Origin of the sequence: Actinokineospora auranticolor (genome assembly GCF_041897805.1) — a bacterium.
GTDB lineage: Bacteria > Actinomycetota > Actinomycetes > Mycobacteriales > Pseudonocardiaceae > Actinokineospora > Actinokineospora auranticolor.
In genome coordinates, this window is record NZ_CP154825.1 from 4,570,163 (window position 1) to 4,591,199 (window position 21,037).

A 21,037-nucleotide genomic window follows, 5' to 3' on the forward strand; every position below is an offset into this window, starting at 1 on the left:
CGAGCGCGGGTGGGACGGTGATCACGGGTTTCCTCCTCGGTGGGCGGGTCTGGACTGTCCACAGAGGAGTGGTGGGGGTGCGCGGGGTCACTGGGTCATGTGCTCGACCCTACGGGCGCGGCGTCGGGGATGCGAAGGGATTCCACCAGGTCCCGGTACAGCGCGTCCGAGGCGAGCAGTTCGGTGTGGGTGCCGCGGGCGCGGATGCGGCCGTCCTGCAGGACGACGATGGTGTCGGCGTCGACGACGGTGGAGAGCCGGTGGGCGATGGTGACCACGGCGGCGCGGCGGGCGTGGTCGCGGATCACCTGGTGCAGCGCGGCCTCGGTGAGGCCGTCGACCTGGGCGGTGGCCTCGTCGAGCAGCAGCACGGCGGGGTCGCCGAGCACGGCGCGGGCCATGGCGATGCGCTGGCGTTGGCCGCCGGACACCGAGGTCGCCGACAGCGGCGTGTCCAGGCCCGCGTCGAGCCCGTCGGCGAGGGTGTCGAGGCGGACCGCGGCGAGCACACGGGCGAGGTCGGCGTCGGTGGCGTGGGGGTGGGTGAACAGCAGGTTGTCGCGGATCGTGCCGGGCACGACGGGGGTTTCCTGTTCGACGTAGGCCAGGTGGGCGCGGATGTCGGCGTGGGTGAGGTCGCGGTAGGCGACGCCGTCGACGGTGAGGGCGCCCTGTTGGGGTTCGAGGAACCGCAGGATCAGGGAGAACAGGGTGGTCTTGCCCGCGCCGGAGGGTCCGACGACGGCGGTGTGGCCGACGCGGGGGATGTCGAGGTCGATGTCGCGGACGGCGGGTTCGGCGTCGGGCCCGTAGGCGGCGGTGACCCCGCGCAGCCGCAGGATCGGGCCGGTGGTGTCGGCGGGGGTGGTGTTCGGGGTGCTGGGGCCGGTTTCCAGGGGCAGGGCTTGCACCTCGCGGATGCGGGCGGCGGCGGCGATGCCGTTCTGCAGTGCGGTGACGTTCTGGCTCAGGGTGGTGACCGGGTCCATCAGCCCGAACGCGTAGAGCAGGAACGCGATGAGCGCGGAGACCTCGAGTTCGCCTTGGGCGACGCGCCAGGCGCCGAGGCCGAGGATGGCGATGATCGCGATCTCGACGCCGGTCCAGGCGATGGCCCACGCGCCCGCCTCGCGGCGCACGACGCGGATGCCCAGGTCGGCGGCGGCGCGGGCGTCGGTGAGCACGGCGTCGGCCTGGCGGTCCTCGGCGCGGCTGGACTTGACCGTGCGCACGGCGCGCAGCGCGCCCTCCAGGACGCCGCCGAGGGCGCCGACGTGGTCCTGCGCCCTCTGCTTGGCCACGGCGATGGCGGGCATGAGCAGCCCGAACAGGACCGCGACGACCGCGATGGCGATGACGGTGGTGCCCAGCAGCAGCGGGTCGAGCACGCCCATGAGGACCAGGGTGCCGACGAGCATGACCGCGCCGTTGACCAGGCCGACGGCGCAGGAGGTGGCGGCCTCCCGCAGCAGGACGGTGTCGGAGGTGACGCGGGTGACCAGTTCGCCGGGTGCGCGGGCGGTGATCGCCGGGACGGTGGCGCGCAGGAACCGGCGCACCATGCCCTCGCGCGCGTCGAGGACGACCCGTTCGCCGAGTCGGCCGAGCAGCACCCACTGCCCGACCCACATGCAGGCGCCGACCAGCATCAGCCCGACCATCAGCAGCAGGGGGCCGGCGAGCGGGTCGGCGGCGGCGAGCGCGTCGAGGACCCACTTGGTGGCCATGGGCATCGCGAGGTTCAGCGCGGACGCCGCGAGCGCCATGAGCAGGGCGGCGAGGAGGGTGCGGCGGTGCGGGACGGCGAAGGACCACAGGACCCGTAACCGGGGGAAGCGGACCGTTCGTCCCGGTTCATCCGCATTTGTTGGAGCAGCCATGCCCGCTAGTGGAACATCGATGTTCCACTACGGTCAACCGGCATTCCGTTCCGGAGCGGTCCCCGTCTACGCTGGCCCGGTGGACACCGAACCGGTCGAGAGCGGCACCCGGGCCCGCACGCGCCGGGCGATCCTGGACGCGGCCATCACCGCGCTCACCGCCGACCCGGCCGCGTCGCTGGCCGACATCGCCGCCGCCGCGGGCGTGGGGCGCACCACCGTGCACCGCTACTTCCCCGAGCGCGCGGACCTGGTCGCGGCCATCGGCGTGCTGGCCGACGAGCTCGTCACCGAGGCCGCCGCCCGCGCGGACCTGGCCCGCGGCCCGGCGGCGGCGGCCGTCGACCGGCTCTGCCGCGAGTACTTCGAGCTGGGCCCGGTGCTGCTGCTGGTGTTCAACGACCCGCAGACCTACACCTGGGACGACTGCGGGCCCGCCGAGATCGCCCTGCACGAGGCGATCCTGCGCGGTCACGGCGACGGCACCGTCGACCCCCGCCTGGAGCCGCGGTGGCTGCACAGCGTGCTGTGGTCGACGATGTACTCCGGCTGGCACCACACGCGGACCGCCTGCCTCTCGCGGCACGAGGCCCTCGACGCCTGCCTCTACACGCTGCGCAAACTCCTCGCGCCCTAGTCCGGCCTCAGCGCGGCGACCAGGGCGGCGAGGTCGGGGTCGCGGGCGGCGCGGTCGAGGGCGTCGGCGAGGGCGGACTCGTAGTCGGGCTGCGCGGCGCGGTGGCGTTCGCGGCCGTAGTCGGTGATCGTGGTGTAGATGCCGCGCCGGTCCTCCTCGCACAGCGTGCGCTCGCTGAGGCCGGACTGCTCCAGGCGCGCGACCAGGCGGCTGACCGAGCTCTGGTTGAGGCCGATGGCCTCGGCGAGGTTCTGCATGCGCAGCTCACCGGTGGGCGAGTCGGCCAGTCGGGCCAGCGCGCGGTACTCCGAGAGGCCCAGGGTGTGCGGGCCGAGGGCGCGGCACAGCGCCTGTTCGACGCGGCTGTGCAGGGTGACCAGCCGGTCCCACGACGACGTCACGGCATCCAACTCCTCGGGCGGGCCTTGACACAAGATACCCGCCCGTACAACATCTGTGTGTACATGCATTAGATGCATATACATGGAGACCGTGTCGTTCACCCGGGAGGATCCCCACCGATGAGTCGGTTCCTGTTCGTGCTCGGCAGTTCCCGCCGCGACGGCAACACCGAGCAGCTCGCCCGGCACGCCGCCCGCGCGCTGCCCGCCGACGTCGAGCGGCAGTGGCTGTGGCTGGGCGACCACCCCCTGCCCACCTTCGCCGACACCCGCCACGACAACCCGCTGCCGCCACCGACCGGCAACGAGAAGCTGCTGCTGGACGCGACCCTGGCCGCCACCGACATCGTCATCGCCAGCCCCCTGTACTGGTACACCGTGTCCAACAGCACCAAGGCCTACCTGGACTACTGGTCCAACTGGCTGCGCGTGCGGGAGGCCGACTTCAAGGCCCGCATGGCACCGAAGACGCTGTGGGGCGTCACCGCGCTGGCCGAGGACACCTCCCAGGCGGAGGCGCTGGAGGGCATGCTGCGCCGCAGCGCCGAGTACCTGCGCATGCGGTGGGCCGGGGTGCTGCTGGGCAACGGCAGCAAACCCGGCGACATCCGCAACGACACCGAGGCGCTCACCCGCGCCGAGACCTTCTTCCTCCCCGCCCGCGTGTAACCACTGGGGGTCCCGAGGCGTGGGGCCGCTCCCCCACGCCTCGGGTCACCGGGGCCGGGCGAGGTATTCGCGCAGCCGCGCGTGGCGGAACTGGTAGACACCGCCCACCTGCCGCAGGACACCGCGGCGGTAGGCGTCGTGCAGGAACGCCATGGTGGCCCAGGGCAGCGCGCCGGTCAGCGCCAACCACACGCGGGCGATGAGCCAGGCCCCCCACACCGTGGCGAACATCATCCACATCGCCACCCCCGCCGTCGCGGTGATCGCGATGCCCGGCAGCCACAGGCCGTCGGCGAAGACGACCTCGAACGGCACGCCGAAGGCGGGTTCGACGCCGAGGTAGAGCGTCAGCCAGAACACCGCCGACCCGACGACACCCACGGCGACACCCTGGCGCAGGGCGGTGCGGCGGTCGATCCGCAGCAGGTCGAGGGGGCTGGTGGTGTCGGTCGGCTCGATCGGGGTGCCCAGGCCGCTGATGAACGACACCACCAGCCACGTCCCCGCCCCCGCGAACAGGCCGGCGGCGACACCGACGAGGATGGCGCCCTGGTCGCGGCCGATCGACGCCATGAGCCCGAACAGGGTCCCGCCGACGACCCACACCGCCAGGTACACCATGGTCCGCCAGCTCCGCAGGCCCCGGCGGAGCCGGGCGGTGATCTGGGCGAGCCTGCCGCGCAGCCGCAGCCGCATGCGGGCGGGCTCCGGGCGGATCCCGCGCCCCTGCCCCACCACCGCGCCCCCGACCGCGCCGCACACGGCACCGGCGAGCACCGTCGCCACCTGCCAGCCGCCCTGCCCGGAGCCCGCGGGCCAGTGCCCGACCCAGCCGGGGAAGCCCATCCCGAACCACACGGCCGACGCGATCACCAGGAACCCCACCACGCCCACCACCGCGCGGGGCACGGCCTGCACCAGCCGCCACCAGGCGATGTCCGGGGTGCCGAGGCGCACGGTGTGCTCGGCGAGGAACACGAGCCTGCGGTGCGCGGACCCGGCGTCGGAGTCGGCGTACACGGCGGGCACGAACCCGGCGAGCAGGCGGTCCTCGATGGCGGCGGCGGAGTCGCCCCGGGCGGCGAGCCGCTCGGGGTCGGCGTCGGTGTCGCTGAACACCGCACGGGCCAGCGCCACCATCAGCGGCGTCGACAGGACCTCGCGCAGCGCGCCGCCCGCGTCGGGTTCCCGGGTCCGCGCCAGCAGCGGCCGCCACTTCTCCCGGGAGCCGTTGACCGTGCGGATGGTCAGCGGCAGGTACCGGTCGAGGTCGTCGGCGGTCAACGGCGCCAACCGCACGACCGCCGCGGCGGTGAGCACACCGGTCGAGGTCACCGCCGACCGGTACTCCTCGGGCCTGCTGGTCAGCAGGAACCGGGTGTCGGGCCGCAGCCCCTGGTTGATCCGCGCCAGCACGGTGCCGCGCAGCCCGTCGGGGACCTCGTCGAACCCGTCGAGCACCGGCAGGACCAGCCGCGCGGCCAGCAGCCGCGCCGCGACGGTGTCGCCCGCGCCGTCGACCGCGCCCAGGCTCGGGTAGTTCGACGTCAACTCCGCCACCAGCCAGTCCGACAGCGACCCCACGCGGTCGGGGTCCCACGAGCTCAGGGAGAACACCACCGGGACCGCCGCGCCGGGCGCGCGCTCGCCCAGCAGGGTCAGCACGAACCGCGAGGCGAGCACGGTCTTGCCCGCGCCCGCCTCGCCGAGCACCACCAGCCGCCCGGACGGGATCGCGCGGAACAGGTCGACGACGTGGTCGCCCTGCCCGGCCAGCTCCGGCGGGGTGTCGTCGTCCGGGGCGGCGTTGACGGCCTGCCAGTGGTCGGTGATCGCCTCGTCGGCCGCGGTCCACCGGTAGGGCAGCGGGAACGGGTCGTGCACCCGCCGGATCTGCTCCTCGGACTCCCACTGGTCGCGGACCGCCCGCGCGACACCGTCGACGACCGCGCCGAGGTCGTCGGGCGTCCCGGCGGCGCGCCCCGGCTTGGGGAACAAGGTGACGAGCAGGGTCAGGACGGCGACGCCCAGGCCGAGGACGCTGGCGACCTTGTCGCTGCGGTCGAGGCCGCCGTCGGGAAGCAGCAGCACCGCGAACAGGACGAGCAGGGCGAGCACAACCGCGCCTGCGAGCACCTGGGGCCATCGCCGCATGCCCGGCACTCTAATTGATCACCCTGACCCGACGGAGCCGATCCGTCACGGTCGGTGCCCACGATCGGGTGAGATCAGGGGTGGGGACGCGGCCCGGCGGCCACTCCCCCACGGCCCGTCACAACGCGAGCCTGCCGACCCCGGGGCCGGTGACACCCGCCAACCCGGCCGGGCGGCCGGTGGCGATCAGCAGCAGGTCCACCAGCGGGCCCCGCACCTCGTCCGGGCCGTCGCCGCCGCGCCAGTCGTGGTCGGTGGCCACCAGCACCGCGCCCCCGAGCCGCTTGGCCACACCCCAGAACCGGGCCGCCACCAGGTGCCCCAGCGCCGCTGCCACCCGCTCCGGCGGCACCGGCCGCGGCCGCGGCCGGCCCAGCGGGCGGATGATGTCCTCCACGTGCACCAGCACGTCGGCCAACGGGTCCAGCGGCGCGGCCAGCGGGTTGCGGCGCGCCGACCCGGCCGTGTCCCGCAGCTGGCCCACCAGCTCGGTCGGGCCGTACCGGGCCGCGCGGGCCCGGGCCTGCTCGTCGACCATCCGGTCGAAGTCGCCCCGGTAGCGCAGCATCCCGCCGAACATCCCCCACACCGACGTGCGCGTCGACAGCGCCAGGTGCGCGGCCACGTCCCACACCGTCCACCCCGCGCACAGCGACCCCGCCCGCCACTCGGCGTCGTCGAGGTCCGCAAGCAGCTCCACCACCCCGAGCCGCTCCGCCTCCGTCCACGCCGACACCTCGTCCCGCCCGATCACGTCCACGTCCCCGCCTCCCCCGACTCCGATTCCAGCTCCAGCTCGGCCAACCGGCCGCGCACCAACGCCCGCTCGGGCTCCGACCCCGCCGCGGCCAACGCCGCCCGGTAGGCCACCGCCGCCTCCGGGAACCGCCCCACCCGCGCCAACAGGTCCGCCCGCGCGGCCAGGTACGGGTGGTAGCCGCGCAGCCGCGGCTCCTTCGACAACCGGTCGAACAGCACCAGCCCCGCCGTCGGGCCGTCGCGCATCGCCACCGCCACCGCCCGGTTGACCGCCACCACCGGCGACGGGTCGATCGCGGCCAGCACGTCGTAGAGCGCCACGATCTGCGTCCAGTCGGTGTCGGCGAACGTCGGCGCCTCGGCGTGCAGCGCGGCGATCGCGGCCTGCACCCCGTACGGGCCCACCGGCCCGGCCAACGCCTCGGGCACCAGCGCGGCGCCCTCGGCGATCATCGCCCGGTCCCACCGGGACCGGTCCTGCGCGTCGAGCAGCACCGGCGCCCCGTCGGCGCCCGTGCGGGCGGCGCGCCGGGCGTGGGTGAGCAGCATCAGCGCCAGCAGCCCGGTCACCTCCCGCTCCGGCAGCAGCCGGCGCAGGATCCCGGCCAGCCGCACCGCCTCGTCGGCCACGTCGTCGCGGCGCGCCCCGTAGCCCTCGGTGAAAATCGAGTACAACACCAGCAGCACCCCCGGGAGCCGCTGGGGCAACTCGTCCGCGCCGGGCACCCGGAACGGGATCCGCGCCGTCCGGATCCGCGCCTTGGCGCGGGTGATCCGCTTGGCCATCGTCGCCTCCGGCACCAGCAGCGCCCGCGCCACCTCGGCGGTGGTCAGGCCCGCGAGGCACCGCAGCGTCAACACCAGCCGGTCCTCCGCGGGCAGCGCGGGGTGCGCGCAGGTGAAGAACAGCCGCAGCCGCTCGTCGGGCACCCCGCCCCCGGCATCGGCCAGGTCCGCCGGGGGCGCGTGCTCGGCTCGCTCGGCCTCCACCCGCAGCACCGCCAGCCGCGTCGCCAGCGCCTGGTCACGGCGCAACCGGTCGACCGCCCGACGCCGCGCGGTGGTCATCAGCCACGCGCCCGGGTTCGGCGGCACACCGCGCACCGGCCAGTGCGCCACCGCGGCCGCCACCGCCTCGGCGGCGGCCTCCTCGGCCAAGTCGAGGTCACCGAAGCGGCGCACCAGGGCCGCCAGCAGCCTGCCGTGCTCCTCCCGGAACACCGCCGCCACCGCGTCCCGCGCCACGTCCACCACCGGCGCTCAGGCGCCGAAGTCGGCGATCGGGCGCACCACCACCGACCCGCCGCCGCGGGCACCCGGGCAGCGGGCCGCCCACTCCAGCGCCACGTCCAGGTCGGGCACGTCGATGACGTAGAACCCGCCCAGCACCTCCCGCGCCTCGGCGAACGGGCCGTCGGTGACCGTGCGGCGCCCGTCGTCGGCGACCCGCACCACCGCGGCGGTGACCAGGTCGGCCATCGACTCGCCCGACACGAACACCCCGGCGTCGTGGACCTGCTTGTCGTAGGCCATCCAGTCCTCGGGCGCGCACCCCACCGCGCCGCCCTCGACGTCGACGGCACCGGCGTTGATCAGCAGCATGTACTTCACGTCCGTGGCTCCTCTGTCCGATTCCCGCGCGGCGCGCTCGCCGCACGACATCACTACGAACGGGCACCCCGCCCAAGGACACCCCGGCCGGGGGATTTTCGCACCCGGCCTCTTCGCAGGCCGACACCTGCGGTTGCGCCACGTCGGCCACGGCCACGGCCACCAGCGGCGTCTCGCCGTCGCCTCACCGGGCAGAACCGCACCCTCGCCCGGCCGCCGCCGCGGAACGCGACTGTCGACCGGCTATACGATGTAGCGTAGGTATACGTCGTATAGCCAGGGGGGTTCGCGATGGTCGGATTGGACGGCGTGACACTGGTGTTGTCGCCACTGCTGTGGTTACTCGCCGGGATCCGGCCGCGCCCGTGGCTGTTGGTGGCGGCACTCGCCGTGGACGTCGTGTTCCTGATCGAGGCGCTGGGTGATCTCGGCTGGTTCCTCGACCAGGACAAACTGTGGCTGCACGTCGTCCTGACCGTGCTGCCCGCCGCCGTCGTCGGGGCGTGGACGCTGCCCCGGGTGATCCGCGGGTCACCGGTCGACCCGTGGCCCGCCGTGGTCGCGGCCGTCGCGGCGGTGGTGAACGCCTACTTCGCTGTCGTGCCGCACGAGCGGGTGACGTTTGGAGTGCTGGCATTCGCCCTGGTCCCCGCAGTCGTGGTACTCGCGGTGATCTTGCCGCTCCGAGGCCGTGGTCGGGTCGCGCGGATCGCCGTCGGGATCGGCGCGACCCTGGCGCTGGCGGCGTCCTCCGCTGTCGCGGCCATCAAAACCAGCACCGTCACCGGGTACGACGCCGAGGACTCGGCAGCCGCCCGCGCCAAGGCCGAACAGGTCCCGGTCCGGACCGGACACGTCACCTCCGAAGGGGACACCCTGTACTACGAGGTCCGCGGTTGCGGTCCGCCGCTGCTGATGATCTCCGGCGGTCAGGGGGACGCCGGCTTCTACACCTATCCGGCGGCGTTGCTGGCCGACGAGTTCCAGGTCATCACCTACGACCGGCGCGGCAACTCCCGCAGCACCCGGAACGTGACGGACTTCAGCATCGCTCAGCAGGCTCGTGACGCGGTCGCGGTGCTGCGTGCCGCCGGGCACGAATCGGCGGCGATCTTCGGCAACAGCGGTGGCGCCATCATCGCCCTGGAAATGGCCACGAGCACACCTGCGGCCGCGACCGCGGTCATCGCCCACGAACCGCCACTGCTCACCGTCGAACCGGACACCAAGTCGCTCGCCATGTTCGACACCATCCGCCGTCTCGGCGCCGGTACGGGAATGGCGCTGTTCTCCCTGTCGGTCGGCATCCCGGTGGCCGCGTACCGCGAGATCCCGGCGGACTTCACCGCGCGGACCGCGAACAACCAGCGGTTCTTCGCCGAGCACGAGATGGCGCACTTCGTGCGGTACGCGCCCAACGTCGAACGGTTGAAATCCAGTGGGATACCCGTGGTGATGGCGGTCGGCGCGACCACCCTCGCCACCAGGCGGTACTACGGACCGCCCGCCGGGATCCTCGCCGGGAAGATCGGCGCACCGCTCGTGGTGTTCCCCGGCCACCACCTGTCGTACTTCGACGTGCCGGTCGCCTGGACCGCGAAGCTACGCGACACGCTGCACGACGTGCGCCGACACTAAGCTCGCGGCATGGCGCGGAGGACCAGACCTGTCGACACCGACCCCGAAGGTCGACCGGTCCGCCGCGCGCTGACTCGCGACTACATCGTCGCCACCGCCCTCGCCGTCCTGGACCGGGACGGTGTCGACGGGCTCTCGATGCGGAAACTGGCCACGGAACTGGGCGTGAACCCGATGGCCGTGTACCACCACCTGCCCAACAAGGCCGCCTTGTTCGATGGTGTCGTCGAGGCCGTCTTCAGCGAGTTCCTGGCCGAAGACGACCTCGAACTCCGGACCGGGACGTGGCGCGATCACCTCACAGCACACCTGCGGCGGTTGCGTGATGTGCTGCGCCGCCATCCCAACGTGCTGCCCGTCCTCGCGACCCGGCCCGCCCACGCCCCGGCGATGATGGAGTTCGGCGATCGGGTGATCGGACTGCTCAGCGGTTCCGGGTTCACCGAGCACGACCTGCTCGTGATCATCAGCTCACTGCGCACCTACACGATCGGCCAAGTGCTCAACGAGGCCGCGCACCCGGTCGGCGGAGCGGCACCCCGCGCGGAGGACATCGCCGCGCTGATGCGGCGCTACCCCAACCTGAGCAAGGCGCTCGACGGTGGGCACGACCCGGATGCCCAGTACGCGCTCACGGTGCAGTGCATGCTCGACGGCTTCGAGAACAGGATGCGGAAGTCCGGAATGGACCAGGCCGACACCGGGGTGGCCGCAGGCACGCGGTCGGCCAGGTCGTGACCGCCGCCCGGCCGGTCCGCTCCTCGACGCCCCGAGCGGCAGGCGCCTGCCCCACAGCGGGCAGCGCCGCTGGTCCGAGACAACCACCGGCTTTCCGGCTGGTGCCGGCGAGGCCGACCGGCGTGACACCACCCCTGAGTAGGGTGGGTGTTTGCGCCGACGAAGGGTTCCGCGCCATGTTGCTTCCCGAGGTGCTGCTCGCGTCGTACCGGCGCGAGGGCGAGGCGGGCCGGGCCTGGATCGCGGCTCTCCCCACGCTGGTCGAGGAGTCACTGGCGCGGTGGGACCTCGTCCCCGACGGCGTCCCCGGCTCCGGCGAGGCGTCGCTCGTGCTACCGGTGCGCGCCACCGACGGGGGACGCGCGGTGCTGAAGTTCCAGCCGCCCCGGGACGAGTCGAGGGCCGCCGTCGTGGGGCTGCGGGCCTGGGACGGCGCCGGGATCGTGCGGCTCATCGACCACGACCCGGCGAGTACGACGATGCTGCTGGAGCGCTTGGACGGCTCCCGCAGCCTGGCCGACGTCGGTGACGACGACACCGCCATGGGCGTTCTCGCCGAGCTGATGCGCGGGTTGACGGCGGTGCCCGCGCCCGCCGGGCTGCGCGGGCTGGCCGACATCGCGACGGCCATGCTCGACGAGGTCCCCGCCGCGCTGCGGTCCCTGGCCGACCCGGACGAGCGGCGCCTGCTGCGCTCCTGCGCGGACGCGGTCACCGACCTCGTCGACGAACCGGGAGACCGACTGCTGCACTGGGACCTGCACTACGGCAACGTCCTGGCCGGGGAACGGGAACCGTGGCTGGCGATCGACCCCGAGCCGCTCGCGGGCGACCCGGGGTTCGACCTGATGCCCGCCCTGGACAGCGAATGGGACGCCGTCGTCGCCGCGGGCGCCCCGACCCGCACGGTGGACCGCCGGTTCGACCTGCTCACCGACGCGCTCGACCTGGACCGGTCCCGGGCCGCCGGGTGGACGTTGGGGCGGGTGCTGCAGAACTCGCTGTGGGACATCGAGGACGGGCGGACCGCGTTGGCCCCGGGCCAGATCATCGTGGCGCGGGCGATGCTGGCCCGCTGAGCCCCACTCGCGCCTCGGCGAGTCCGCCGCCGGGGCCTCCGCTGGTGTCGGGGCTCGGGCAGGCAGGTGGTTCTGGGAGATGTCGTCGGCTCGATCCGCGAGCGCGGGGAGTCCACCGACACCGCCGACCCGCGTCGCCCGGCGCCGCTGGTGGCCGCCGGGCTGCTGCTGGACCGGTGTCGGCAGCGTGCCGGTGTCGGGTCCTCGTGACCCGTCGCCCGTCGATGTGGCGCGGGTGACGACCGAGTGGTTCGCGAGTGATCTCCAACGGGGTGAGCCACGGCCGCTTCCCGCACGAAATCCTCGCGGGCGGGCGGCGTTGGCCACCGGCGGGGCGTTCGCCCGCCCGGTGCGGACTCCGGCGTGGTCCGGTGGGGCGGTCAGTCGGGGCCGAAGACGTGGCGGGCGACGCGGTGGGCGGAGGACCTGGCCGGGTCGGGGGCGGCGGAGTTGTAGACGTGGCGGGTGGTGTCGGTGTTGGTGTGGCCGACGTCGGTGGCCACGTCGGTGATGTCGGCGCCGTCGGCGATGGCGGTGGTGACGTAGTAGTGGCGCAGGGCGTGGGGGTGCAGGGTGCCTGCCAGGCCGGTGCCGTCGGGGTCGATGGCGGCGGCGATGCGGCGCAGCAGTTCCCAGATGGCCTGGCGAGTGCAGCGGCGGCCGTTGCGGTTGAGCAGCAACGGGGTGCCCAGGGTGGGGCGTTGGGCGCGGGTGGCCGGGGCGGTGCCGGTGTCGAGGGCGCGCAGGTAGTCGTCGATCGCGGCGGCCACGGGGTCGGCCAGGTAGACGATGCGGTCCTTGGCGCCTTTGCCGTGCACCCGCAGCGCCCGGACACCGCGGTTGTGGTGCAGGTCGGCGCGGTCGAGGTCGCAGAGTTCGCTCACCCGGATCCCGGCGGTGAACAGCGCCACGACGGCCCGCGCCCGGAGGCGGTCGAGTTCCCGTTGGCGCGGCAGCCGCCCGGCGAAGTGATAGAGGGCGGCGACCTCGGCGTGGGCGAGGGTGATGGTGCGGGTGGCGCCTTTGCGGTTCGCGGTGAGGCCCAGGCGCGCGCGGTTGATGGCGGCGGGGTTGGCCTCGGCGTGGTCGTCGGCGACCAGGTGGTCGTAGAGGGCGCGGACGGCGCCGAGCATCTTGTCGCGGGTGCTGGGGGCGGCGCCGGCGGTGTCGAGGTCGGCCAGCCAGGTTTTGACGTGGGAGGCGCGGGCCAGCCGGGGGTCGAGGTCGTGGGCGGCGCACCACCGCAGCCAGTGCAGGTGCCGCAACCGCCCGGGCGGGGCAGGCGGTGGTGTCGGCCCGGTGGTGGGGCGGGCGGGCAGGCGCATGACGCTGCCGTACCGGGTCACGGCGGCGGCCCACCCGGCGGGGGCGCGGTCGACGCAGGCCCACCGTTCGATGTCGACGGGGTTGGTCGGCAGACCCAGGGCCTGCCCGGCGTAGGTGTGGCGGGTGGCGGTGCTGCCGTACCCGGCCAGCCAGTCGGTGACGGCGGCCAGCAGCACGGGCGGGTCGGCCACACCCGGCCACACGGACAGCTCGGCCACGGCACCGGCGAACACAGCGGGCGTGGTGTCGCCGCCGGTGTTCTCGGCGGTCACCGCACACCTCCGGACACCCGTGCCGCGCGGCCCGGCACTCGATCGGCACCGACCGGGCCGGGGCCAGAGGCGGGGCGCGCGCGGTCCCGGTGTCGGGGCTCAGCGCCGACCGGGCCCGCGGCGGCGGGTTCGCGGAGCGGTTCGCCACCGAGGTCGCGAACCGGGTATGCGGCCGACGCGTGCCGGGCGAACACGGCCGAGTGGAAGGAGCACAGCACCGTGGCGGCGGCCGGGGCGATCGGCCGGGCCGGGGACTGGCGTGGGTCGAGCGCACTCGACGCGCCGACGCGGTGGTGACCGCCTCGGACGAGGCCGCGTCGGCCACGGCACCGGGGACCGGCGGTGTGTGGCCGATGGCTGTCGTGGGCGGGGTGATCGGTCGGGCGCGCCGTGTCGGCCGCGTTTCCGGCGGCAGAGGTAGGTCGTGCGCGGTCGCGGCACCGGGGATCGGCGCTGACAGGTCTGACTGAGCCCGCAACGGCGCCGGTCGCGGTGACCGGGCCGGGATCGGAAGTGGGGCGCGCGCGGTCCAGGCACTGGGAACGGGCGCTGCGCGGCCCGTGGCGGTCGCGGCTCGGTGGCGGCGTGGTCCCGTGCGGCGCGGGTGGCTTCGACGGCGAGGCGGCGGGTGTCGGGCGCGCCACCGTGTCGACTGTGGTTCCGGGGGTGAGCGACCTGTAGTGGGTGCCGTGGAGCCCTGCTCGGGGTCGCCGTGGTTGTCCGCCGAGCGCGGTGGGCGGGGTCATGGGGTGGTTCCGATGGTGGCGGTGAGGCCGAGGTGGGCGGCCAGGTCGGCGAGGTAGGTCAGGACCGGGGCGGTGGGGGTGTCGATCCGCAGCTCGGTGCCGTCGGGGGCGGTGGTGACGCGGTCCGGTGCGACGCGGGTGGCCTCGACGGCGAGGTGGCGGCGGGTGTCGGGGGTGCCGCCGTGGACGTGGATGGTCACGGTGTGGGCGGCGGGTGGGGTGTTGGGGTCGTGGTCGGTGAGGGGGACGGCCGGTAGGCGGCCGGTCGCGGCGAGGCCGGTCAGTGTCCGGCGGGCGCGGGTGTCGGCGCCGCCGGGTTCGGTCAGGGTTTGTTCGATGTCGGCGCGGGCGGTGTCGGGGGCGCGAAGGCGGGCCAGGACGGCGTCGACGGGCCGGGTACCGGCGGGCGCGGTGGCGATGGTGGTGGCCAGGTCGGCGAGCAGGTCGGTGCCGGTGTCGGTGAGGGTGGCCAGCAGGTGCCGCACGGCGGGGTGGTGTGGCGCGTCGACGGGCACGGCGTGGGCGAGGTGGCGCAGGACCCGGTTGTGGACGGTGGCGGCGGTGAGGTCCTCACGCGCCGCGGCGAGCGCGGTGTCGCGGTCGGTGACGGCGGCGGTGAGGGTGTCGAGGCGGGCCTGGCCCGCGGCGGACTCGGCGACCAGCCGCGCGTGGTCGGCTGTGGCGCGGTCGCGGTCGGCGGTGGCCTGTTCCAGGCGGTGGGCGAGTTCGGTGGCGATGCCGCGCGCGGCGCGTTCCTCGGCTTGGCAGGCGGCGAGGCGGGTGCGCAGGTTTTCCAGGGCGGTGCGGTCGCCGTCGCGGTCGGCGGTGAGGGCGGCGACGGTGTCGGTGAGCGCCGCGACGCGCGCCTGGGCGGCTTCGCGGGTTTTGACGGCGTCGCCCGCGGCGGTGACCGCGTCCTGGCGGGCCTGTTCGGCGGTGGCGGCCTGGGTGGTCGCGGCGGTGGCGGCCGCGCGGGCGCGGGTGGCGTCGTCGCGGGCCTGGTCGCGGTCGGCGACGGCGGCGGCGGCCGCGGCGCGGTCGGCCGCCGCGGCGGCCTGGGCCTGGTCGCGGGCCTGGGTGGCGGCGGCGGTGGCGCGGTGGGCGTGTTCGGCGTGGGCTTCGGCCTCGGCGACGCGGACGGTTTCGCGGCGCACCAACTCTTGTTGTCCGGCGACGGCGGCGGCGGTGTCGGTGAGCGCGGTCAACGCCGGGGTCAGTGTCGATCGCAGTCGGGTCAGTTCGCGGTCCAGGACGGCGAGGGGGTCGTGCGGGTCGTCGTCGCCGCGCGCGGACCGGTAGGCGACGACGGCGGCGCCGTGGCGTTTGCAGGAGAACGCGTCGCCGTCCCAGCGGCCTTGTCCTTCGGGGCAGTACCGCAGTCGCGGTCCACCGCGGGCGGTGCCGCGTTCGGGTAGCGGTGTGCCGCAGCACAGGCAGCCCGGTTCCTCCCCCGGCGCCGCCGTTCGGCGTTCCACGACGTCCCCACCGGCCACATCCACCACAACCAACCCACCATTCATACAAGTAACTATGGATTCATCATAGTTACTGACAACCAACCTCTTCAACCAGGGGCGGATCAGAGTCCTTGCCTACAGAAGTGTGCTTCTGTAGGCAAGGAGGGGCGAGGGTGGGAAACCGGTGGGGAGACGACGCGCCGGGGGCGTCGCGACGGGGATCGTTCGGTGACAAAAGTGGTGAAAAGGACGGGCCGCCGCCGGATGGGTGAGCGCCTACGCTGGGTCCGGCGCCAGATCACAGTCGCGTCACGGAAAGGACCACAGGACCACAGGAATCCTCGGGAGACCCCCAGTGAGAAGCACCACAACCGTGTTGGCCGCCGTGCTCGTCGTCGGGGCGGTGGCGGTCTCGCCCGCGGTGTCGTCGGCGGGACAGGGGAGCGCTTTCAGCGTCTCCAGCGCCGCGTTCACCAACGGCGGTCTGATCCCCAAGGTGCACGAGTGCACCAGCGGCGGCGGCAACGACCCCGCCAAGCGCAACGAGTCCCCGCCGCTGTCGTGGGCGGGTGCCCCGGCGGGGGCGAAGAGCTACGCGATCGTCATGCGGGACCTGGACAACAACAACCTGATCCACTGGGTCATCTACGACATCCCGGTGGGGTCGACGTCGTTGCCGCAGAACGTGGCGCACTCCTACCAGCCGCCGACACCGGCGGGGTCGCGGCAGGTGTACTACCGGGGCAGCGCCAGCCTCTACGGCTACCAGGGGCCGTGTTCACCGTCGACGGTGAACACCTACGAGTTCGTGGTGCACGCCCTGAACAAGGCGACGTTGACGAACCTGTCGCAGAACTCCTCGACGCAGACGGCGGCGCGGGCCATCACGGCCGCGTCGATCGGCTCGGCCCGCATCACCGGCGAGTCCTAGCCGGACCGGGTCCGGGCGCCGCCCCCGGCCGGGCGGCGCCGACGGACCGGCCTTCGCTCAGGTGGGCCTGACCTCCAGCACGTCGGTCTCGTGCAGCATGATGACCTCGCCGCCGTTGATGTCGACCCCGGTGCCTGCGGCCACGTCGAACACGACGGTGTCGCCGACCTTCAGGTGGATCGGCCGGGTCTCCCCGGACGCGAGCCGCTTGCCCGGTCCGATCGCCGCGACCACTCCCGCCGACAGCGTGCCGGCGCGCTGCGTGGGCAGCGAGACCCCTCCCGGGGGTTCCGCCTTCACCACGGCGATGCCGTCCTCACTGGGCTTGAGCTTGGTCACCGCGCTCAGCCACGACGTCTGCACCATATGCCGACCTCCCGATCACCGCGTGGACTTTCCCAGCAGCGAAACAGCGCGTGCCCCCACCCACAAGCGGGACCCGCCTTTCGGGTGAAAAGGGTCCTAGTTGGACACCTTGGTGGCGAGATAGGTGACGGGCGCGAACGTCTCGGGGACGACGACGAGGTGGGGGTCGTAGTCGCCGCCGGGGACGACGGGCCAGCCGTTGACCGCGGAGTTGATGGTCACCGAGATGACGGCGGCGGCCGCGGAGCCGCTGAGGTGCACGGTCCAGCGCAGTGTCCGGGGATCGGTGGGCAGCAGGTTCAGCGGCCCGACCCGCACGGCCGCCCCGGGGCCGGCCTCGGGCAGGGTCCAGCCGCGCAGGGTCTCGTCGGTGCGGATGAGGTAGTCGCCGCGGGCACCGGTCTGCACGAACCGCCAGCGGGTGGCGGCGGCGGGGTCGCCGAGGCCGACGGAGCCGTCCCGGTCGAGCAGGCCGGGTCCGTTGGGGACGCGCAGGGTCCACACGCCGGTGAGTTTGCGTTCGGCGGGCGCGGCCGAGGCCGGTCCGACGATCCCGATGGCGGCCACGAGCGCGCACGCCACCGCTGTCCACTTCGCCACTGTCCACTTCCGCACCGCGACCTCCTCGGACGGGCGCCGTCCCCTTGCGGCGGCGCTCCGACCCGGGCTTACACCGCCGCGGCGCGCCCTAGGCCCGCACCGGCCGGTAGCCACCCGATCGAGACCGGGTCAGGGGGCGCGACCCAGGACGATGGTGGCGTCGCGGTCGGGGTCGTGTTCGGCGCGGGCGTCGAGCCCGGCGGCGGCGAGAACGGCGACGGCGGTGGGGGCCTGTTCGGCGCTGGTCTCGGTGAGCAGGTGCCCGCCGGGGGCCAGCCACGGCGCGCCCTCGGCGGCGAGGCGGCGGTGGAGGTCGAGGCCGTCGGCGCCGCCGTCGAGGGCGGTGTGCGGTTCGTGCGCGCGGGCCTCGGGCGGCATGAGGTCGATGGCGGCGGTGGGCACGTACGGCACGTTCGCGACCAGCACCGACACCCGCCCCCGCAGCTCGGCGGGCAGCGCGGCGAGCAGGTCGCCGCGGTGGACGGCCGCGCCGGGCAGGTTGCGGCGGGCGCAGTCGACCGCGCGCGGGTCGAGGTCGGCGGCGTGCAGGTCGACGCCGGGGACGCGGGCGCGCACGGCGGCGGCGACGGCGCCGCACCCGCAGCACAGGTCGACCACGACGGCGCCGGGCGCGGCGAGGGCGGCGGCGTGCTCGGCGAGGAACTCGGTGCGCCGCCGCGGCACGAACACCCCGGGGTCGACCTGGACGCGGAGTCCGGCGAACCCGGCCCAGCCGAGCAGGTGTTCCAGGGGCAGCCCGGCGACGCGGCGCGCCACCAGGTCCGCGAGGTGGGCGGGGTCGCGGGCGGCGTCGACGAGCAGGGCGGCCTCGTCCTCGGCGAAGACGCACCCGGCGGCGCGCAGGCGGGCGACGGTGTCGGCGGGGGGTGTGGTCCGGTGGGGCGGGGGCGGCACGGGTGGGACTCCTCGGCTGGGGAGGGCTCAGTCTGCCGGGGTGGTGGTGTCGAGGGTGTCGAGGGCCTCGGCGAGGCGCTCCACGGCGGCGGCGATCTCGGCGAACCGCTCGTCGCCGAGCCGGTCGGCGAGGTCGGCGGCCAGGGCCCGGTGGGCCGGGGTGACGCGCTGCACCGCGTCCACCCCGGCCTCGGTCGCGACCAGCAGCTTGGCCCGCCGGTGCGCCGGGTTCGGCCGGTAGGCGGCCAGTCCCTGCTCGACGAGCAGGTCGGCGATGCGCTGCACCCCTTGGCGGGTCATGCCCATGGCGCGGGCCACGCCGGAGACGGGCAGCGGGTCGCGCAGGACGGCGCCGAGGACCTGCCAGCGGGCGGCGGTGAGCCCGACGGGGCGGGCCATGTCCTCGGAGAGCTCCAGCAGCCTGCCGTGCGCCCGGAACACCGCCAGCGCGGTCCGCGACAGTAACGGGCCGCTCACGCGTCGGCGCCTTGTCCGGCGAGGACGGCGAACGCGGCGGCGTCGCTGTGGGCGTAGAGGCGGAACCAGGCGTCGAGGGCCTCGGGGCGGTAGACGTCGAGGCGGGCGAGGATCTCGCGGGCGAACGCGACGGGGTCGGTGGGGCCCGCGGTGATGAGGTCGCGGTCGGTGACGGCGTCGGCCTCGCGGTAGCGGCCGGTGCCCGCGTAGCCGGTGTAGGCGAGGTACTCGGCGGCGGCGCTGGTGTGGTCGCGGTCGTCGAGCAGTCCCTCGCGGGCCAGGCCTGCGGTGGCGCCGCAGATGGCGGCGACGGGCACGCCCGCGTCGAGGAAGGTGCGGGCGGCGCGGGCGAAGTGCGGGTGGCGGTCGTCGCCGGTGTCCCAGCCGGTGGAGCCGGGCAGGATCAGCATGGCGCTGTCGGCGGGGCTCAGCTCGGCCAGGGTCAGGTCGGGCACGATCCGCACGCCACCCATGGTGGTCACGGGCTCGGTGTCGAGCCCGACGGTGCGGACGGTGAAGCTGCCGGGGCGCCGCTGCCCCATGCCGTGGCGCAGGGTGGCGGTGGCGTGCCCGGTCTCCCAGTCGGACAGCATGTCGTAGACGGCCAGGTGGACGGTGTTCACGCTCTCGTTCGTCATGACAATATCCTGTCATTACGACAACATGCTGTCAATTCTGGTGGGTCACCCGATCCGGTCGGCCTTGGCCTCCAGGTACCGCCGCTCCGCCACGCTCAACGTCAACCGCGCCGCCCGCCGGTACTCCACCACCGCCTCCCCCAGGTCACCCGCCAGCTCCAGCAGGTGCGCCCGCACCGCCGCCACCCGGTGGTGCCCGGCCACCCGCCGGTCCCCCGCCAACGCCGCCACCTCCGCCAACCCCGCGCGCGGCCCCGCGACCTTCGCCACCGCCACCGCCCGGTTGAGCGACACCATCGGGTTCGGCGCGATCCGCGCCAGGATCCCGTACAACACCAGGATCTGCGCCCAGTCCGTATCCGCGTCCCCCGCCGCCTCCGCGTGGATCGCCGCGATCGCCGACTGCACCTGGTACGGGCCCAGCGGCGCCCGCGACACCGTCTCCTCCACCAGCGCCACCCCCTCCGCGATCGCCGCCCGGTCCCACCGCGACCGGTCCTGCTCCGCCAACGGCACCAACACCCCACCCGGGCCCGTGCGGGTGTCGCGGCGCGCGTCGGCCAGCAGCATCAACGCCAACAGACCCGCCACCTCACCGTCACCCGGCCGCCGCGCCCGCACCGCCCGCGCCAACCGGATCGCCTCCGCCGTCAGGTCCGGCCGGTTCAACTCCGGCCCCGCCGACACCGTGTGCCCCTCGGTGAAGATCAGGTACAGCACCCGCAGCACCGCCGACACCCGCCCCGGGTCCACGTCCCGGGGGAACGCCGCGCCCCGCAACCGCGCCTTCGCCCGGCTGATCCGCTGCGCCATCGTCGCCTCCGGCACCAGGAACGCCGCCGCGATCTCGCCGGTGGTCAACCCGCCCACCGCCCGCAACGTCAACGCGACCCGCGACGGCGCCGCCAAGTCCGGGTGGCAGCACAGGAACAGCAGGTCCAGCGTGTCGTCCACGTCACCGGGCCGGTCGCTGTCCGCGCCCGGCACCAGCAGCTGCGCCTGCGCGGCCACCACGTCCTCGCGGCGCCGCCGCGCGTTCTCCGACCGCCAGTGGTCGGTCAACCGCCTGCCCGCCGCGGTCACCAACCAGCCCGTCGGGTTGTCCGGCACCCCGTCCACCGGCCACCGCGTCGCCGCCGCCAACAACGCCTCCTGCACGGCGTCCTCGCACGCGTCGAAATGCCCGTGGTGGCGCACGAGCACACCGAGGACCCGCGGCGCGCACCCGCGCAGCAGGTCCCCGATGCCCACCGCGGGCGTGCTCACACGTCCGGGCCCGCCGAGAACATCACCGGCCGCACCTCCACCGCCAACCCGTCGATCCGCGAGTCCGGGATCATCCTGGCCAACTCCACCGCCCGCTCACCGCTCTCCACGTCCACCAGGTAGTAGCCGCCCAGGTACTCCTTCGCCTCCACGAACGGCCCATCGGTCACCACCTGCTCACCACCGCGCCCCGCCACGGTCACGGTCGCGGAGTGGTCGCCGAGCGCGTTGGTGGAGATCATCTCCCCGGACTCGGTGATGGCCCGGATGAACTCCTGGTGCCCGGACATCACCACCTCCCGCTCGGCCTCGGTCAGCGCGTCCAGCACAGCGTTGTTGATCTGCATCAGCAGCAGGTACTTCACGGCGGGTCTCCCCTTGCTCGGCCACCCCCGGTCGGGGTGTGCACGGCCCCATGACGGAGCCGGGGACACCACCTCGACATCCCCGCCCGGATTCTCCGCCCCCGAACCCGCC

23 protein-coding genes are annotated in these 21,037 nt (G+C 74.3%); 8 read left to right on the top strand and 15 right to left on the bottom strand.

From position 1 onward, the window contains the following. Window positions 1-95: 95 nt before the first annotated feature. Entirely contained in the window at window positions 96-1,880 is a 1,785-nt protein-coding gene (locus tag V5P93_RS20145) for an ABC transporter ATP-binding protein (RefSeq protein WP_104483085.1), read from the bottom strand. A gap of 79 nt (window positions 1,881-1,959) precedes the next feature. On the opposite strand from V5P93_RS20145, the gene V5P93_RS20150 reads away from it, so the two are divergent. Continuing rightward, window positions 1,960-2,517, top strand: coding sequence for a TetR/AcrR family transcriptional regulator (locus tag V5P93_RS20150; protein WP_245931739.1), 558 nt, complete (start codon window positions 1,960-1,962; stop codon window positions 2,515-2,517). Here V5P93_RS20150 and V5P93_RS20155 read toward each other — a convergent pair. Beyond that, entirely contained in the window at window positions 2,514-2,918 is a 405-nt protein-coding gene (locus V5P93_RS20155) for a MarR family winged helix-turn-helix transcriptional regulator (protein ID WP_245931740.1), read from the bottom strand. The two genes, V5P93_RS20150 and V5P93_RS20155, sit on opposite strands and share 4 nt — an antisense overlap. A 120-nt stretch (window positions 2,919-3,038) precedes the next feature. On the opposite strand from V5P93_RS20155, the gene V5P93_RS20160 reads away from it, so the two are divergent. Then, entirely contained in the window at window positions 3,039-3,587 is a 549-nt protein-coding gene (locus V5P93_RS20160) for a flavodoxin family protein (protein ID WP_104483088.1), read from the top strand. A 45-nt stretch (window positions 3,588-3,632) separates the two neighbouring features. Here V5P93_RS20160 and V5P93_RS20165 read toward each other — a convergent pair whose 3' ends face one another. The 4 genes from V5P93_RS20165 to V5P93_RS20180 all read right to left on the bottom strand — a co-directional run bounded on the left by V5P93_RS20165 (window position 3,633) and on the right by V5P93_RS20180 (window position 8,111). Further along, window positions 3,633-5,741, bottom strand: a complete 2,109-nt coding sequence (locus V5P93_RS20165; protein WP_146108372.1) for an NACHT domain-containing NTPase — start codon at window positions 5,739-5,741, stop codon at window positions 3,633-3,635. A gap of 118 nt (window positions 5,742-5,859) precedes the next feature. Continuing rightward, entirely contained in the window at window positions 5,860-6,501 is a 642-nt protein-coding gene (locus tag V5P93_RS20170; protein WP_342752329.1) for a maleylpyruvate isomerase family mycothiol-dependent enzyme, read from the bottom strand. After that, window positions 6,492-7,745, bottom strand: coding sequence for an RNA polymerase sigma factor (locus tag V5P93_RS20175; protein ID WP_374065051.1), 1,254 nt, complete (start codon window positions 7,743-7,745; stop codon window positions 6,492-6,494). Before V5P93_RS20175 ends, V5P93_RS20170 begins: the two co-directional genes overlap by 10 nt. A 15-nt stretch (window positions 7,746-7,760) precedes the next feature. Then, entirely contained in the window at window positions 7,761-8,111 is a 351-nt protein-coding gene (locus tag V5P93_RS20180) for a YciI family protein (RefSeq protein WP_104483091.1), read from the bottom strand. A 309-nt stretch (window positions 8,112-8,420) separates the two neighbouring features. Here V5P93_RS20180 and V5P93_RS20185 point away from each other — a divergent pair, with 309 nt between their 5' ends. From V5P93_RS20185 to V5P93_RS20200, 4 genes are all read left to right on the top strand, one after another. Beyond that, complete coding sequence (locus V5P93_RS20185; RefSeq protein WP_181043911.1) at window positions 8,421-9,749, top strand: alpha/beta fold hydrolase; 1,329 nt, start codon at window positions 8,421-8,423, stop codon at window positions 9,747-9,749. Window positions 9,750-9,758: 9 nt separating this feature from the next. Continuing rightward, entirely contained in the window at window positions 9,759-10,487 is a 729-nt protein-coding gene (locus V5P93_RS20190) for a TetR/AcrR family transcriptional regulator (RefSeq protein WP_104483093.1), read from the top strand. 176 nt (window positions 10,488-10,663) lie between these two features. Beyond that, on the top strand, window positions 10,664-11,566 hold the full coding sequence (locus tag V5P93_RS20195) for an aminoglycoside phosphotransferase family protein (protein WP_104483094.1): 903 nt from the start codon (window positions 10,664-10,666) through the stop codon (window positions 11,564-11,566). 66 nt (window positions 11,567-11,632) lie between these two features. Then, window positions 11,633-11,776 (top strand): hypothetical protein, encoded by a 144-nt coding sequence (locus V5P93_RS20200; RefSeq protein ID WP_181043912.1) that lies wholly within the window; start codon window positions 11,633-11,635, stop codon window positions 11,774-11,776. Between the two features lie 170 nt (window positions 11,777-11,946). Here V5P93_RS20200 and V5P93_RS20205 read toward each other — a convergent pair whose 3' ends face one another. Further along, window positions 11,947-13,164 carry a tyrosine-type recombinase/integrase gene (locus tag V5P93_RS20205; RefSeq protein ID WP_181043913.1) on the bottom strand — a complete coding sequence of 406 codons (1,218 nt, stop codon included), beginning with the start codon at window positions 13,162-13,164 and terminating at the stop codon, window positions 11,947-11,949. Between the two features lie 513 nt (window positions 13,165-13,677). Between V5P93_RS20205 and V5P93_RS20210 the strand changes: the two genes are divergently transcribed. Next, a complete protein-coding gene (locus tag V5P93_RS20210) occupies window positions 13,678-13,845 on the top strand; it encodes a hypothetical protein (RefSeq protein WP_181043914.1) in 168 nt (55 codons plus the stop codon). Between the two features lie 61 nt (window positions 13,846-13,906). Here V5P93_RS20210 and V5P93_RS20215 read toward each other — a convergent pair whose 3' ends face one another. Next, on the bottom strand, window positions 13,907-15,430 hold the full coding sequence (locus tag V5P93_RS20215) for a hypothetical protein (protein ID WP_374065052.1): 1,524 nt from the start codon (window positions 15,428-15,430) through the stop codon (window positions 13,907-13,909). A gap of 292 nt (window positions 15,431-15,722) precedes the next feature. On the opposite strand from V5P93_RS20215, the gene V5P93_RS20220 reads away from it, so the two are divergent. Next, complete coding sequence (locus V5P93_RS20220; protein WP_245931741.1) at window positions 15,723-16,298, top strand: YbhB/YbcL family Raf kinase inhibitor-like protein; 576 nt, start codon at window positions 15,723-15,725, stop codon at window positions 16,296-16,298. Between the two features lie 57 nt (window positions 16,299-16,355). Here V5P93_RS20220 and V5P93_RS20225 read toward each other — a convergent pair whose 3' ends face one another. The 7 genes from V5P93_RS20225 to V5P93_RS20255 form a co-directional block, all read right to left on the bottom strand. Beyond that, the gene (locus V5P93_RS20225) at window positions 16,356-16,664 is read right to left on the bottom strand and encodes a co-chaperone GroES (RefSeq protein ID WP_104483096.1); all 309 of its coding nucleotides are present in this window, start codon (window positions 16,662-16,664) and stop codon (window positions 16,356-16,358) included. 96 nt (window positions 16,665-16,760) lie between these two features. Then, window positions 16,761-17,279 carry a hypothetical protein gene (locus V5P93_RS20230; protein WP_146108374.1) on the bottom strand — a complete coding sequence of 173 codons (519 nt, stop codon included), beginning with the start codon at window positions 17,277-17,279 and terminating at the stop codon, window positions 16,761-16,763. Window positions 17,280-17,393: 114 nt separating this feature from the next. Then, window positions 17,394-18,179, bottom strand: a complete 786-nt coding sequence (locus V5P93_RS20235) for a putative protein N(5)-glutamine methyltransferase (protein ID WP_104483098.1) — start codon at window positions 18,177-18,179, stop codon at window positions 17,394-17,396. A 27-nt stretch (window positions 18,180-18,206) separates the two neighbouring features. Then, entirely contained in the window at window positions 18,207-18,656 is a 450-nt protein-coding gene (locus tag V5P93_RS20240; protein ID WP_245931742.1) for a MarR family winged helix-turn-helix transcriptional regulator, read from the bottom strand. After that, the gene (locus V5P93_RS20245; protein ID WP_104483099.1) at window positions 18,653-19,294 is read right to left on the bottom strand and encodes a DJ-1/PfpI family protein; all 642 of its coding nucleotides are present in this window, start codon (window positions 19,292-19,294) and stop codon (window positions 18,653-18,655) included. The genes V5P93_RS20240 and V5P93_RS20245 overlap by 4 nt, the downstream gene beginning before the upstream one ends. A gap of 45 nt (window positions 19,295-19,339) precedes the next feature. Continuing rightward, window positions 19,340-20,539: a DUF6596 domain-containing protein gene (locus V5P93_RS20250; RefSeq protein ID WP_104483131.1), complete on the bottom strand. Its 1,200-nt coding sequence runs from the start codon at window positions 20,537-20,539 to the stop codon at window positions 19,340-19,342. Window positions 20,540-20,556: 17 nt separating this feature from the next. Further along, window positions 20,557-20,925, bottom strand: coding sequence for a YciI family protein (locus V5P93_RS20255; RefSeq protein ID WP_104483100.1), 369 nt, complete (start codon window positions 20,923-20,925; stop codon window positions 20,557-20,559). Window positions 20,926-21,037: the final 112 nt, after the last annotated feature.